Here is a 13,972-nt window from a genome sequence, read left to right as displayed (position 1 = left end):
GATGGCCAACATGTCTTTGACGAAAAATCCCATGCCCTCTCAGGACCCCAACGTCCGCAACAAGAACTTTGACGAGGTGGCCCTGGGCTATACCGAGGAACAGGCTCTGGACGAGGCCCAGCGCTGCCTGAACTGCAAGGCCAAACCCTGTATGCAGGGCTGCCCTGTCATGGTACATATCCCGGAGTTCATTGCCGAGGTGGCCAAGGGCGATTTTGAGGCCGCTTATCAGATCATTTCCAATACCTCCGCCCTGCCCGCCGTGTGCGGCCGTGTCTGCCCCCAGGAGAGCCAGTGCGAGAAGTACTGCGTCCGGGGCAAGAAGGGCGATCCCGTGGGCATCGGCCGCCTGGAGCGGTTCGTGGCTGACTGGCACAACGCCCACTGCACCGAGGCCCCCGCGAAGCCTGCCAGCAACGGTCACCGGGTCGCGGTCATCGGTTCCGGCCCTGCCGGCCTGACCTGCGCTGGCGACTTGGCCCGCAAGGGATATGACGTCACCGTGTTCGAGGCGCTGCACTTGGCCGGCGGCGTGCTGGTCTACGGCATCCCCGAGTTCCGTCTGCCCAAGGCCATCGTCCAGAAGGAAGTGGACGGCCTGAAGGCCCTGGGCGTGACCATTGCCACCGATACTGTGGTGGGCCGCACCATTTCCGTTGACGAGCTGATGGAGGAGCAGGGCTTTGAGGCCGTGTTCATCGGTTCCGGCGCCGGTCTGCCCATGTTCATGAATATTCCCGGCGTCAACTACCGCGGCGTGTATTCCGCCAACGAGTTCCTGACCCGCATCAACCTGATGAAGGCCTACCTGCCCGATTCCGACACGCCCATCCAGCACCCCAAGAAGGTGGCCGTGGTCGGCGGCGGCAATGTGGCTATGGACGCTGCCCGCTGTGCCAAGCGCCTGGGCGCTGAGGTGTACATCGTGTACCGCCGGGGCATGGAGGAGCTGCCCGCCCGTAAGGAAGAGGTGGAGCATGCCGAGGAAGAGGGCATCATCTTCAAGACCCTCAATAACCCTGTGGAGATCCTGGCCGACGAAAACGACGACGTGAACAAGATCCGCTGCATCAAGATGGAACTGGGCGAGCCTGACGCCTCCGGCCGCCGCCGTCCTGTGGAAATTCCCGGCAGCGAGTTCGAGCTGGATGTGGACTGCGTCATCATGGCCCTGGGCACCAGCCCCAACCCCCTGATCAAGTCCACCACCAGGGGCTTGGAGATCAACAAGAAGGGCGGCATCGTAGTGAACGAGGACGGCCTGACCTCCAAGGAGAACGTGTACGCCGGCGGTGACGCCGTCACCGGTGCTGCCACCGTCATTCTGGCTATGGGCGCCGGCAAGACTGCCGCCAAGGCCATCGACGAGGCATTGAGCAAGAAATAAATTCCAGCACGACAAAAGAAGGCCCGCTGAGGAAACTCAGCGGGCCTTCTTTTGTTTTCGTCAGGCTTCCTTTTGGCGCAGGGTGCGCAGGCCGCAGACCGTGGCAGTCAGCAGTGCGGCGAGCAGGGCCAGAAGCAGAACATCTCCCGATTTGAGCAGCAGCCGGAAGCCCAGGCTGGTATCAAACGCGGGGCCGTGAAAGAGCAGGGGAAAGCCCCAACGCCGCAGAAGGTACAGCGTAGCCAGCACTGTCCAGCCGACGATCAGTAAAAACAGGTTCCGTCGGTTTTTCAGGTCGATATGGACAGTACGGAAGGAGCGGATGGTCAGGAAGAACATCAGCAGCATCGCGAAGAACTGCACCCAGGCGATGGCAAGGCGTGTGTAGTTCATCCACGGCTCAAAGCTCGGCGTCATCAGCACCAGGCCCCAGGTGATGCCGGTGGCCCAGCGGAGGTACAGCTCCACAGAGAGATAGACGGTCCAGGCGCAGAACAGCCCCGCTCGTCTGCGGCAGGCAAAACAGATGGCGGCGCACAGCAGAAAGGGAGCGGCCAGGACCAGTCCCTCCAGCGGACCGCCCATCACCGTCAGCAGCAGCCAGATCAAAAACGCCATGCACAACAGGATGATTCCCGCCAGTCTGTGGCCGGGGAGCTTTTGCGTGGGGGCCGGCTCTGGGGGAGCGGGGGCGGCCGGGGAGGCATGGCAGGGCATTTCCGGGGCGGCGGGCGCTTCACCGGTGACCAGTTGGTCCAGGGACACGCCGAACAGGCGGCTCAGCTTCACCAGCTTGTCCAGTTCCGGCACGCTGGCGTTGGTCTCCCACTTGGAGATGGACTGTCGGGAGACGTCCAGCGCCTCCGCCAGATCGCCCTGGGACATGCTTCGCTCCGCCCGCAGACGGCTGATGGTGGTTCCAAGATCCATAATGCGTTCTCCTTTGTTTACTCAATGCTTTCCGCATACTGTTTCCTGATAAAAAACTTTAAAAAAGTTTTTTATTGCGGCGCATCGCGCCGCCGTGCCTACGTCGCGCAGGAAAAGCATGGACTTTCATCACAGGCGGCTTTGCCGCCGGGGCCGCTTATGCGGCCCTAATAAAACAAGAAAATTGTTTCATTAGTGATTAGTATCAGTATACCGGGAAGGGCGGAAAAAGTCCACCAAACGGACTTGCAATTTTAGCAACTGCCAGTTGCGGGATGGAAAAAGAGTGGTTTGGAACAAGAAAACACCTGCCAGAGGCAGGTGTTTTGGCCTTCATAAGTCCACCACCGTGACCGCATGGCCGGTGCGGGGCAGAAATTTGTGAAGGATGTCGGCGGTTTTCAGCTTCAGGCTGCTGGTGCAGATGCAAGGGTGACAGCTCAGATACTCCGCCTCATAGACCTCCCGTTCCATCAGCAGGCGGACCTGGTGTTCCCTGTCGTTCATCAAGCCCAGGATGGTGGCGGAGCCGGGGGTGCAGCGCAGCAGCTCCCAGAGGCTCTCCTCCGGGGCGAAGGAGAGGCGGGCGGAGCCGATCTGATGGCTCAGATCCTTGGTGTGGAAGGGCTTGTCCGGCCCCATGCACAGCAGATAGAACTGGGTTTTCTGCCGGTTGCAGAGAAACAAGTTCTTTCAGATGGGCACCCCCAGCACCTGACTGACGGCGGCACATTTCTCCATGGTGTCGGCGGGGTCGCTGGACACCCGGTCATAGTCGATGCCAAGCTCCTCCAGAATGCCGAAGGCAACGTCCTCCTGGGGGAGGAGCGCGCCTTCCGGGCGGGTGTTGTGATACAGCGGGGAGATTTCCATGGTCCTCTTTAGTCCTTTTTCAAAAGTTTTTCTCCGGCGCGGTAGATGTCGCCTGCGCCCACGGTCAGGATCAGGTCGCCGGGCTGGGCGGTCTGCCGCAGCTGTTCCGCCACCTTATCCAGAGTGGAGCAGTAGACGGAACCGGGGATATTCCGGCACAGGTCGGCGGAGGAGATGCCCAGGGTGTTCTGCTCCCGGGCGGCGTAGATCTCCGCCAGAATGACCACATCCGCCAGCTTCAGCTCTTCCACGAACTGGTCGAACAGCTTGGCGGTGCGGGTGTAGGTGTGGGGCTGGAAGGCCACCACGACCCGGCGGTAGCCCATGGCCCGGGCGGTGGTCAGCAGGGCGTGCAGCTCGTCGGGATGGTGGGCGTAGTCGTCGTAAAGTTCAGCGCCGTTGAAGGTGCCTTTATGCTCGAACCGGCGGCCCGCACCGGTGAAGGCGGACAGGCCCGCTTCCACAGCGCTGCCGGGGATGCCCAGAACCCAGGCGGCGGACGCGGCCGCCAGGGCGTTGAGCACGTTGTGGCGGCCATAGACGTGCAGGGTCACGTGGGCATACTTCTCGCCGCGGATCAGAACGTCAAAGTCCGGCACACCGTCCGCCTCCCGCAGATTGGCTGCGGTGCAGTCGGCGGGATGGTCCAGGCCGAAGGTGAAGAGGGGGCGGTCCACACCGGCCACAGCGTCCATTGCCCCTGGATTGTCGGCGTTGACCACCACATGGCCGGCAGCGGGGACCAGCTCCGCGAACCGGTGGAAGGAGCGCTCGATGTCCGCCAGATCTTTGAAGAAGTCCAGGTGGTCCTCCTCCACGTTCAAGATCACCGCCACGGTGGGGAAGAAGCTCAAAAAGCTGTTGCAGTACTCGCAGGATTCCAAGATGATGGTGTCGCCATGCCCGACCCGGTAACCGGCGTGGAGCAGGGGCAGGGTCCCGCCGATCATGACAGTGGGGTCCGCCTGAGCGGCCATAAAGATATGGGTGCACATGGAGGTGGTGGTGGTTTTGCCGTGGGTCCCGGAGACGCACAGGGCGTTGGGGTAGTGCCGCATGATGGCGCCCCACGCCTGGGCGCGCTCATACACGGGAATGCCCCGGGCCACGGCGCCGGCGATCTCCGGATTGCTGTCATGTACGGCGGCGGTGCGGACCACGAAGTCGCAGTCGCCCAGGTTTTCCGCGTTGTGGCCGATGGCCACGGGAATGCCCAGGCCCCGCAGATGCTCCACGGTGTCGCTGTCCGTCATGTCGGAGCCTTGGACCAGCAGGCCCATGCCCCGCAGCACCTCCGCCAGGGGACACATGGACACGCCGCCGATGCCCACCAGATGGACCCGCTTGCCAGGGACCAGATAGGTGGAAATGGGATTTGGATTGTTCATCATGGAACGTGAACTTCCTTTCCAAAAAGCTTTTCGCGTTGCGAAAACGGAAAAAACGGTGTATAATATCACATATTCATTTCAGGAAATATTCTTGACACAGCCCAATTATTATAATGCAGTTCCCCTGAAAATGCAACGGGAAATGAGGTGAAAGTGTGGCGAAGGCGCCAAAATATGTGTGGGCCGTGCTGGAGGCCCTGGAGGCGGCGGGCTATGAGGCGTGGTGCGTAGGCGGCTGCGTACGGGACACGCTGCTGGGCCGGGAGCCGGAGGACTGGGACGTGACCACCAGCGCTCTGCCGGAGGAGATCATGGCGGTGTTCGGTCCCCACGCCTTTCCCACGGGATTGAAGCACGGCACTGTGACGGTCCGGTCCCAGCATCAGAGCGTGGAGGTCACCACCTACCGGGTCGATGGGACCTATCACGACCACCGGCGGCCGGATTCCGTTGCCTTCACCCGGTCGCTGGAAGAGGACCTGGCCCGGCGGGACCTCACTGTCAACGCCATGGCCATGGACCTGCGGGGAACGCTGCGGGACCCCTTCGGCGGACAGGCTGATCTGAAGGCGGGCATTCTGCGGTGCGTGGGAGACCCGGACCGCCGCTTTCAGGAGGACGCCCTCCGCATCCTGCGGGTCCTGCGGTTCGCGGCAGTGCTGGGATTTTCCATCGAACCCGGCACGGCGACGGCCATCCACCAAAATCGGGAGCTGCTGCGGGATATCGCCGCCGAACGGGTCCAGGTGGAATTTTTCAAGCTGCTGCAGGGCAAGGACGCGGCGGCGGTGCTGCGGGAGTATCCGGACGTGGTGGGCGTGTTTTGGCCGGAAGTGCTGCCCATGGTGGGCTTCGACCAGAAAAATTTCCACCACTGCTACGACGTGTGGGAGCACACCCTCCACGCGGTGGACTGGATACCGGGGGACCCGGTGCTGCGGTGTGCCGCGCTGCTCCACGACATTGGAAAGCCAAACTGCTTTACAGCAGATGAAAAAGGCCTGGGCCATTTTTACGGCCATCCGGCTATCAGCCGGGACCTGGCTGACGGAATGCTGCGGCGGCTGAAATGCTCCAACGAGCTGCGGGAGACGGTGACTCGGCTGGTGGAGTGGCACGACCGGGACATCCCCCGGACGGACCGGGGTGTCCGAAAGGCTCTGAATGTCCTGGGAGAGGAGGACTTGCGGCGGCTGATCCTGGTGAAGCGGGCGGACAATTTTGCCCAGGCCCCTCAGTTCTGGGACCGGCAGGCGGAGATCGACAAGGCGGAGGACATTCTGGACCGCCTGCTGGCGGAGGACGCCTGCTTTTCCCTGAAACAGCTTGCTGTAAACGGAAAGGACTTGACAGAAATGGGCCTGTCGGGACCGGCTGTGGGCCGGGCACTGAACACGCTTTTGGAGAGGGTCGTGGATGGAGGCCTGCCCAATGAGCGGGCGGTGCTGCTGGAAGCCGTGAAAGACCTGTAACTGTTTTGACATCGTTTGTTACTGAATTGTAGTTGACATAAATGCGACACCGTCTCTATACTGAGTAAAGATCAGATAGAGGCGGTGTTTCTATGAAACGATGGATGGGGATGGTTTTGGCGCTGTGCCTGCTGACAGGCTGCGGGGCGGAAACGCAGGGAACAGAGGCGGAGGAGCCGCCTGTTCAGGCGGAAGAGCCGGAAGGCCCGGCGGAGGAAAGCGCCGGAGAGCGCCGGGAGCTGGACTTTGCCTATGACGAATCCGGACTGGCAGACTGGCAGCAGACCTATGTGGACTTCCTGCGGGAGCTGTGCAGACGGGAGGCGGCAGTGCGGGACATCGACCGGCCGGACTATGACCCCAACGAATATCCTTACGAGATTGGAATGCTGAGCAGCGGCTACTGCCTCTACGATATTAACAAGGACGGCGTACCGGAGCTGACGGTCCGGTATGGTGACAGCGAGGCGGCGTATCACACCACTGTCTACGGCTGGGCGGACGGCGCAGTGGCGGAGCTAGGGGACTTTTCCAGCGGCCATGCCAGCCTGTACACCTGGCCGGGAGAGAACGCCGTGGCCTTCAACTGGGGCCACATGGGTGGCCACTATGTGCAGAAGGGCAGTCTGGCGGACGGTGCGCTGGAATGGGAGACGGTCTTTGAAGAGGGGATCGAGGAGCCGGTAGAGGCATATACGGAAATGGCGGACATCGTCCCCGACAGTCAAAACCTGCGGGAGGTTCGGACGACCTTGGACCTGACCTTTGGCGAGGAGTTTGATTCCAGTGCGGACCAGCCGCTGCTTCTGCCCATTTATGACTATGGCCGGGAGCGGGAACGGCGGGAACTGGACCCGGACCGGGACGCGGCGGCCCAGGCTGCCATACAGGCGGTCTTGGAGGACGGCACGGAATTTTACGGCGTCTCCGCCGACGGCTTTGGCGGCGACACCGGCTGGACGGTGCTGGAGCGGTATCTGGCCCCCGGCGGCGTGGACCGGTACGCGGATACGCCGCAGAAGATCGAAAAGCTGGCTTGGGCAGACCTGAACGGCGATGGACAGCGGGAGTGCGTTCTGCGCCTGCTGGACGGCGCGGAGGGCTGGCCGGACCAGTATATCGTGTTCAGCGAACAGAATGGGACCGTCTATGCTTACTGTCTCAACTATTGTGACGGCTATGAACTGGGAACTGGCGGTGTGTTCCACGTCGGGGGATGGGGAGATACCTTCGCAGTGTCCTTCTGGAAAAACCAATGCTATCAATACAACGTATCTTACGACGAAGCTGTCCCGCTGGTGGAATGGGAGGCGCCGCCCGCCGGCGTGTGACAGCGAAAAACAAGAGCATGACCCGGTCCCAGGGTTTTCCCGGCGGCGCAGGGTCATGCTCTTATTTTCATTTTCAGGTCAGTTTGAAGGGGCTACGTCCAAACACATGAAAAGTATTTGTGTGGCTTCAGTTCAAAAAGTCCTTCAGCTTCTTGCTTCTGCTGGGGTGGCGCGTCGTCGGCGCATGCTCCGTATCGCGGCCCTCGCCCCAGGCGGCAAGTGCCGCTCCCTGCGCCGCGCCTCCTCTCCCCAGAAAGCCCGCTTCGCTGGGCCTTTCTGGGGTCCCCTTTTATGCGAAAGCTGCGCCCAGGGCGGAATGCCTTTTCGGCCAAAGATCAGTTGAGAAAATCCTTGAGCTTTTTGCTTCTGCTGGGGTGGCGCAGCTTTCGCAGGGCTTTGGCCTCGATCTGGCGGATGCGCTCCCGGGTCACGTTGAACTCCTTGCCCACTTCCTCCAGGGTGCGGGTGCGGCCGTCCTCGATGCCGAAGCGCAGCTTCAGCACCTTTTCCTCCCGGGGAGTCAGGGTGGAGAGAACGTCCATCAGCTGCTCCTTCAGCAGGGTGAAGCTGGCGGCCTCGCTGGGTTCGGAGGCGCCCTCGTCGGGGATGAAGTCGCCCAGGTGGGAATCTTCCTCCTCGCCGATGGGGGTCTCCAGGGAGACCGGCTCCTGGGCGATCTTCAGGATCTCCCGGACCTTATCCACCGGCATATTCATCTCGGCGGCGATCTCGTTGGGGGAGGGGTCGTGGCCCAGCTCCTGCAAAAGCTGGCGGCTGACCCGGATGACCTTGTTGATGGTCTCTACCATATGGACGGGGATGCGGATGGTGCGGGCCTGGTCGGCAATGGCCCGGGTGATGGCCTGCCGGATCCACCAGGTGGCATAGGTGGAGAACTTATAGCCCTTGGTGTAGTCGAATTTCTCCACGGCCTTGATGAGGCCCAGGTTGCCCTCCTGGATCAGGTCCAGGAACAGCATGCCCCGGCCCACATAGCGCTTGGCGATGGACACCACCAGCCGGAGGTTGGCCTCCGCAAGCTTCTGCTTAGCGGCTTCACCGGCCTTGTGGTCCTTTTTCAGGGCCGCCTCTTCCTCAGCGGTGATCTCCACGGCCTCGCCGGCCTCCCGGGCCGCTTTCAGCGCCTCCAGCCTTTCCGCCGCCGCGTTGCCCGCGGACATGGCCTGGGCCAGCGTGACCTCCTCGTCGGGGGAGAGCAGCGGCACCTTGCCGATCTCCTTCAGATACATCCGTACGGGATCGTCGATGGAGAAGTTGTTGACCAGGGTATTGGGATCTACCAGCTCCTCTTCCTCCACGTCGGCGATCTCCTCGGCGGCAGGACCCTCCTCCGGCAGGTCCGCCAGAAGGTCCTCGTCGGTGCTGATGTCGATATTCAGCGCCTCCAGGGAGTCGTACAGCTGGTCCATCTGCTCGCCTTCCAGGTTCAGGTCGTCCACGGCCTCCATCAGCTCGGCGGATTCCAGCTTGCCTTTCTTTTTGCCCTTGGCCAGCAGCTCCCGCAGCTTCTCATTGTTGATGAGCCAGCCGGAGGCGGGCAGCGCCGCCACCTGCTTGTCGTCCAGGCGGAGGATGCCGGCCTTTTTTGCCTCCTCGTCGGTCAGGAGGCGGGGAGGCTCTTCCGGCTCCGCTTCCTTTTTCTTCCCGGACTTCTTCGCGGGCTTGCGGGCCTCTGCCGGAGCGGTGATCTCCGCGTCGGCGGCGTCGGCGGCGGCCAGGAGGGCGTCCGCCTGCTGCTCCAGCTCCTCGGGGGTCAATTCCTTTTTATTCGCCATGCTGCTTTCCTCTCTTTTTGTCTTTGTATTTTTCTGTCGCCGCCAGCAGGGGGTCCAAATTCCCTCCGCCGGCCCGTTTGCTCGCCTCTGTCTGTACGACGCGTATGTAATCCGCCAGGGCCTGTTTTCCGTTCCGGGCCGATTCCGGCTGCTGGCAGACGGCGGTGAGGTGGCTCATCTCCTCGTTGGTAAGCTCCCCTGTGAGGACCGCCGCGGAGGGTATGCGTCCCGCCGCCTGGGCCTGCCGCAGCAGGCCGTAGACCTTGCCCAGCAAGGGGGAGGAGAACTGCTCCGGCGTCAGGGACAGCTCCGGGGGGAAGAGGCTGGCGTCCATCAGCAGCAGCCGCAGGATGCCCTCCTCCGCCTTGGCGGAGCGGATGTTGTCATAGCGGAAGGCCCGCTCCTTGGGCTGGGCCTGGACTGCCGGATTCAGCTCCCGCCGCAGCGCTGCCCGCTTTTCTTGGGAAAGGCGGCGCTTAAAGGCCCGTTGGACCTCCAGCTTCATGGCGTCCGGCGTGATCTTGGCGGTCTCAGCGGCCCGGACGGTGTAGATCTCCCGCTCCACCGCGTTGGGCAGAGAGGCCAGCAGCTCGCTGATCTCTCCGCAGTAGGCTACCCTGGCCTCGTCGCTGGCCAGGTCATACTTCCCGGCCACCTGGGCCATCCGGAACTCCACGCCGTTCTCGCTGCCGGTCAGCAGCCGCTCAAAGGCGTCCGGCCCCTGGAACTTGATGAAGTCGTCGGCGTCCTGCTTGATATATTCGCCGTCCACCAGCCGCCGGGGAAGCTGCAGGACCTTGACGGAGAATTCAGAGTTGTTCAAAAGCTGCAAGGCCCGCTCCGTGGCGATCTTTCCGGCGTTGTCGTTGTCGTAGCACAGCACCAGCTCCTTGGTAAAGCGGGAGAGGAGCCGGATCTGCTCCACCGTCAGCGCCGTGCCCATGGAGGCCACCGCGTTGTCGAAGCCCGCCTGGTGCAGCGTTACAATGTCCAGGTTGCCCTCGCAGAGGATGATGTTGGGCCGCTTGCTCTTTTTCGCCAGGTTCAATCCGTACAGGACCCGCCGTTTGGAATACACCGGCGTTTCGGAGGAGTTCATGTATTTTGGCTCAGACTTGTCCAAAACCCGGCTGCCGAAGGCCACCACATCCCCCCGGGTGTCGATCACCGGGAGCATCAGGCGGTTGCGGAACTTGTCGTACAGGCCGCCGTTCTTGTTCTGCACCACCAGACCCGCCTCCAGCAGCTCAGTCTTGGTGTAGCCCCTTTTCGTCATGGCGGTCAGCAGGGTGTCCCAGGAATCCAGCGAGGCGCCCATGCCGAACTTCACGGCGGTGGCCCTGCGGATCCTGCGGCGGTCCAGATATTCCTGCACCGCCCGGCCCTCGGGCTGCTGAAGAAGCTGGTAATAGAAGCGGGCGGCGTCCCGGTTCAGGTCCAGCAGCCGCTGGCGGCGGCGCCCTGCCTCCCGGTCGCCCTGTTCTTCCGGGACCTCCATACCGGCCCGCTTGGCCAGGAAGCGCACCGCCTCGGGAAAGGTGAGGTTCTCCTCCTCCATGATGAAGTTGATGACGCCGCCGCCCTTTTTGCAGCCGAAGCAGTGGTAGATCTGCTTGTCGGGGGAGACGGAGAAGGAGCCGGTCTTTTCACTGTGGAAGGGACACAGGCCGAAGAGGTTGGAGCCTTTGCGGGTCAGCTGCACATAGCTGCCCACCACATCCACAATGTCGCTGCGGGCGATCAGCTCGTCCAGAAAGCTCTGCGGGAATGCCAAAGCCGGGTCCCTCCTTTCGTTCAGTTTAGCCAGGATATCCGGCCGTCATACCCCCGCTGGGCGGGGATAAAAACAGGATTATCAATACTATACCCCGCACTTTTTAATTTTCCTCTTTTTTTCACAAATTTTTTTCGAAAATTTTGTACGCTCATACCAGCTCAAAATCAAAAAGAGGGCTTGACAAGGTTTTTTCAGCCCCCTTGATGATGCCCCGGGCTTTACAGGGGGGGGAAAAGCCGGTAGAATAAAGAAAAAACCAAGGGAGGGGAGCCATCGTGGCCATCACGCTTTGGGCCGCCCGGCTGGACCGGCCCCTGACGGCGGGGGAGCGGGCCAAACTGCTGGAGGCCTTGCCGCTGGAGCGGCGGCATCGTCTGTCAGGCCCGCCGGAGAAGCAGGCGGAGATCCTGTGTGCCTATTGGATATTACGCCGGGCGCTGGAAGAACAGTACCAGTGGCGGGAACTTCCTTTGATGGAGACCACGCCTCTGGGCAAGCCCTTTTTTCCGGACTGGCCCCAGGTGTGCTTCAGCGTCAGCCACACCGCCGGGGCGGTGCTGGCGGGCGTGTCAGACCAGCCCATCGGGGTCGATATCCAAGCGTTCCGCCCAGTGAGCAGGCGGCTTCTGGCCCGGATGGGCGCACCAGCGGAGGAGGAATTTTTCCGCCTCTGGGTCCGGCGGGAGGCCCGGGGAAAGCGCACCGGCCGGGGCGTGGGAGCCTTCCTGCGAGAGGAGCCACCGCTGGCGCCGGACGAGACCTACCGTCCGCTGGAGCTGTTCCCCGGCTATGCGGCGGGCGTGTCTGCCGGCGCGGGTCAGACCGTTGGCAGGGCGCGGGTTCTCTCTTTGACGGAGATGCTGGCCTTGTGATCCCACATCGGACAGGGAAGGTCCCGCACCTGATTTCAGAAAGTTCGGATGACACCAAGGGGATGGCGGCATGGTTTTCATTTCTCCATGTGAAAAGCGCCTGGGATACACTGTGTGTTCCAGGCGCTTTGTTCCGGTGGGAGCGGTCCGTTTCCTGCAAAAAATTTCCCAGCCTGCGCGACAAAGGGCGGGCTTTTGCCGACTATATGGGTGAAAGCAGCTTTCAAAAGGAAGTGACGGCATGGAGGACAAGGATATCATCGCCCTGTACTGGGCGCGGTCGGAGGAGGCTATCCAGGCTACGGCGGCCAAATACGGCGGATACTGCGGCGCTATCATCCGGCGGGTTCTGGGAGACGGCCGGGACGGCGAGGAGTGCCTGAACGACACCTGGCTGGGGGCCTGGAACGCCATACCGCCCCAGCGGCCTGCCAAGCTGGCGGTGTTTTTGGGCCGCATTGCCCGAAACACGGCTCTGGACCGGTACAGCTATAACACGGCCCGGCGGCGATGCGGTGATTTCGAGCTGGTGCTTGAGGAACTGGCGGAGTGCGTGGGCGGCGACCCGGCAGGGGAGGACTTTGACCTGCGGCGGCTGGGGGAGAGCATCTCAGCGTATCTGGATACCGTTTCTCCGGCGGCGCGGCGGGCCTTTCTGCGCCGGTACTGGCACTGTGAGACCATGGCGGAGATCGGGGAGGCCACTGGCTATACCCAAGCCAAGATCCGGTCTCTGCTCCACCGGACCCGAAAGGGCCTGCGGGAATACCTGATACGAGAGGGGTATGATCTATGACAAGAGAAGAACTGTTCCGCGCTGTGGGCCAGATTCGGGAGGACCAGGCGGAAGAAGCGGAAAAAACGAAAAAGCAGCCGTTCCGCTGGCGGCGGTACGGGGCTTTGGCGGCCTGCCTGGCGGTGGTGCTGGCAGCGGGCCTTGCTATGAACAGGCTGCGGCCTGCCGGGATGATTGACGAGGGAACGGGCCTGATCGAGGACAGCAGATTGGACGGCAGCCACTATTCCACACCGGAGAGCACGCCGGAGGATGCGGAGGCCCGGCCCATCCGCTCTACCGGCGTGAAGTGGTCGGAACTGGCCGTGGAGGGCGCCGATCCCCAGGCTGCGGCGAACAAGGCGCCGGCGCAGAACCGCAGTTCCGCCTGCCTTGCCTGGCTGGAGCCGGAGGAAATTTTAGCTATGGATACCGCTGTCTTTCGGGGCACCGTGCGGAATCTGCGGTGCTTTGAGGTGATGGCCGGCAAAGAGGCGGCCTATTATACCGTGGCTTCGGTAGAGGTGACGGACTGCATCCGGGGCCAGCTGGGGACAGGCGATATCTACAATGTGCTGTATCCGGGGGTCCTGGGCCTATCTGGCAGCTCCGTCTCCGGGGACCTGGAAAAGCTCCAGGAGGGCAGCGACGCCGTCTTTATGCCCCGCTGGGCCGGACAGGAGGCGGGCTGGAGCGCCGGAGACGGCTTTTTCGCTTATGGGGATCTGGCGGAGCTGTATTTTGAGGAGGGGATCCGCTTCCTGTTCCTGGACACTGGCAAGGGATTGTCTTTTGAACGAACTGTTTACGCAGACATTGCCGATGCCGCAACGTTGGACGAGGTGATGGACTACCTGCGGGAGAACGTCCCCAATGGAGACGAGCCGCCGGAGACGGAGGCGGAGCTGCGGGAGGCGGCAGGGGAGGACGCACAGCCTGCCTGGACGCCGGTGGAGCCGCAGCCGTCCGTCACCGAGGATGCGCTGGAGAATGGATCGAAAGGAGGTCCTGCCGGGGCCAGGGAGCTGCCCGGCGGCGCGTTCGTGAGCGGGGAAAGAGATGGATGAAAGAACGCCAGCTGCGTTGGAGGTCTGGACTCTAATCACCAAGCGGGCGGGCGGACTGGGATATTGCTGATTCCTGAAAAAAGGTCTGGCAGGAGATCCCTGCCAGACCTTTTGACATCTCGGAAAACGCTTAGAAGATACCCTGGGCCATCATGGCGTCGGCGACCCGCTGGAAGCCGGCGATATTGGCGCCCGCCACCAGATTGTAGCCAAGGCCGTACTTTTCAGCGGCCTCCACGCTCATGGTGTAGATCGTATTCATGATCTGGTGGAGCTGCTTATCCACCTCTTCCTCGGTCCA

At 62.3% G+C, this 13,972-nt stretch carries 12 protein-coding genes and 1 pseudogene; 6 read left to right on the top strand and 7 right to left on the bottom strand.

Annotation, left to right across the window (positions count from 1 at the left end):
- Position 1: 1 nt before the first annotated feature.
- Positions 2-1,387: an NADPH-dependent glutamate synthase gene (gene gltA / locus Q0Z69_RS05130; RefSeq protein ID WP_298030360.1), complete on the top strand. Its 1,386-nt coding sequence runs from the start codon at positions 2-4 to the stop codon at positions 1,385-1,387.
- Positions 1,388-1,447: 60 nt separating this feature from the next.
- Here gltA and Q0Z69_RS05125 read toward each other — a convergent pair whose 3' ends face one another.
- From Q0Z69_RS05125 to murC, 4 genes are all read right to left on the bottom strand, one after another.
- The gene (locus Q0Z69_RS05125) at positions 1,448-2,317 is read right to left on the bottom strand and encodes a helix-turn-helix domain-containing protein (RefSeq protein WP_298030357.1); all 870 of its coding nucleotides are present in this window, start codon (positions 2,315-2,317) and stop codon (positions 1,448-1,450) included.
- A 333-nt stretch (positions 2,318-2,650) separates the two neighbouring features.
- Complete coding sequence (locus tag Q0Z69_RS05120) at positions 2,651-3,004, bottom strand: prolyl-tRNA synthetase associated domain-containing protein (RefSeq protein WP_298030354.1); 354 nt, start codon at positions 3,002-3,004, stop codon at positions 2,651-2,653.
- Between the two features lie 6 nt (positions 3,005-3,010).
- Positions 3,011-3,190, bottom strand: a complete 180-nt coding sequence (locus Q0Z69_RS05115; protein WP_298030352.1) for a hypothetical protein — start codon at positions 3,188-3,190, stop codon at positions 3,011-3,013.
- 8 nt (positions 3,191-3,198) lie between these two features.
- Positions 3,199-4,581 carry a UDP-N-acetylmuramate--L-alanine ligase gene (gene murC, locus Q0Z69_RS05110; RefSeq protein ID WP_298030349.1) on the bottom strand — a complete coding sequence of 461 codons (1,383 nt, stop codon included), beginning with the start codon at positions 4,579-4,581 and terminating at the stop codon, positions 3,199-3,201.
- A 155-nt stretch (positions 4,582-4,736) separates the two neighbouring features.
- On the opposite strand from murC, the gene Q0Z69_RS05105 reads away from it, so the two are divergent.
- Entirely contained in the window at positions 4,737-6,053 is a 1,317-nt protein-coding gene (locus Q0Z69_RS05105; protein ID WP_298030346.1) for a CCA tRNA nucleotidyltransferase, read from the top strand.
- A 92-nt stretch (positions 6,054-6,145) separates the two neighbouring features.
- Entirely contained in the window at positions 6,146-7,384 is a 1,239-nt protein-coding gene (locus Q0Z69_RS05100; protein WP_298030343.1) for a hypothetical protein, read from the top strand.
- A 335-nt stretch (positions 7,385-7,719) separates the two neighbouring features.
- On the opposite strand, the gene rpoD is transcribed toward Q0Z69_RS05100, so the two are convergent.
- Together rpoD and dnaG are read right to left on the bottom strand one after the other, a co-directional pair.
- Positions 7,720-8,946, bottom strand: coding sequence for an RNA polymerase sigma factor RpoD (gene rpoD / locus Q0Z69_RS05095; RefSeq protein WP_367272240.1), 1,227 nt, complete (start codon positions 8,944-8,946; stop codon positions 7,720-7,722).
- 223 nt (positions 8,947-9,169) lie between these two features.
- Positions 9,170-10,954 carry a DNA primase gene (dnaG, locus tag Q0Z69_RS05090; RefSeq protein ID WP_298030337.1) on the bottom strand — a complete coding sequence of 595 codons (1,785 nt, stop codon included), beginning with the start codon at positions 10,952-10,954 and terminating at the stop codon, positions 9,170-9,172.
- 278 nt (positions 10,955-11,232) lie between these two features.
- Here dnaG and Q0Z69_RS05085 point away from each other — a divergent pair, with 278 nt between their 5' ends.
- From Q0Z69_RS05085 to Q0Z69_RS05075, 3 genes are all read left to right on the top strand, one after another.
- Positions 11,233-11,829, top strand: a complete 597-nt coding sequence (locus tag Q0Z69_RS05085; RefSeq protein ID WP_298030336.1) for a 4'-phosphopantetheinyl transferase superfamily protein — start codon at positions 11,233-11,235, stop codon at positions 11,827-11,829.
- Positions 11,830-12,070: 241 nt separating this feature from the next.
- Complete coding sequence (locus Q0Z69_RS05080) at positions 12,071-12,625, top strand: RNA polymerase sigma factor (protein ID WP_298030334.1); 555 nt, start codon at positions 12,071-12,073, stop codon at positions 12,623-12,625.
- The gene (locus tag Q0Z69_RS05075; protein ID WP_298030331.1) at positions 12,622-13,671 is read left to right on the top strand and encodes a hypothetical protein; all 1,050 of its coding nucleotides are present in this window, start codon (positions 12,622-12,624) and stop codon (positions 13,669-13,671) included. Before Q0Z69_RS05080 ends, Q0Z69_RS05075 begins: the two co-directional genes overlap by 4 nt.
- Positions 13,672-13,801: 130 nt before the next feature.
- Here Q0Z69_RS05075 and Q0Z69_RS05070 read toward each other — a convergent pair.
- Positions 13,802-13,972: pseudogene (locus tag Q0Z69_RS05070) on the bottom strand (NADP-specific glutamate dehydrogenase); the annotation flags it as partial.

Origin of the sequence: uncultured Dysosmobacter sp. (assembly GCF_947631165.1) — a bacterium.
Taxonomy (GTDB): Bacteria; Bacillota; Clostridia; order Oscillospirales; family Oscillospiraceae; genus Oscillibacter.
The sequence above is the reverse complement of the archived record's forward strand: the minus strand, read 5'-3'. Positions and strand labels throughout refer to the sequence as shown.

Bases quoted from the DNA above. Each gene is read 5' to 3' on its own strand.
- gltA (WP_298030360.1), top strand. From the start codon at position 2: ATGGCCAACATGTCTTTGACGAAAAATCCCATGCCCTCTCAGGACCCC.
- Q0Z69_RS05125 (WP_298030357.1), bottom strand. From the start codon at position 2,317: ATGGATCTTGGAACCACCATCAGCCGTCTGCGGGCGGAGCGAAGCATG.
- Q0Z69_RS05115 (WP_298030352.1), bottom strand. From the start codon at position 3,190: ATGGAAATCTCCCCGCTGTATCACAACACCCGCCCGGAAGGCGCGCTC.
- murC (WP_298030349.1), bottom strand. From the start codon at position 4,581: ATGATGAACAATCCAAATCCCATTTCCACCTATCTGGTCCCTGGCAAG.
- Q0Z69_RS05100 (WP_298030343.1), top strand. From the start codon at position 6,146: ATGAAACGATGGATGGGGATGGTTTTGGCGCTGTGCCTGCTGACAGGC.
- Q0Z69_RS05080 (WP_298030334.1), top strand. From the start codon at position 12,071: ATGGAGGACAAGGATATCATCGCCCTGTACTGGGCGCGGTCGGAGGAG.
- Q0Z69_RS05075 (WP_298030331.1), top strand. From the start codon at position 12,622: ATGACAAGAGAAGAACTGTTCCGCGCTGTGGGCCAGATTCGGGAGGAC.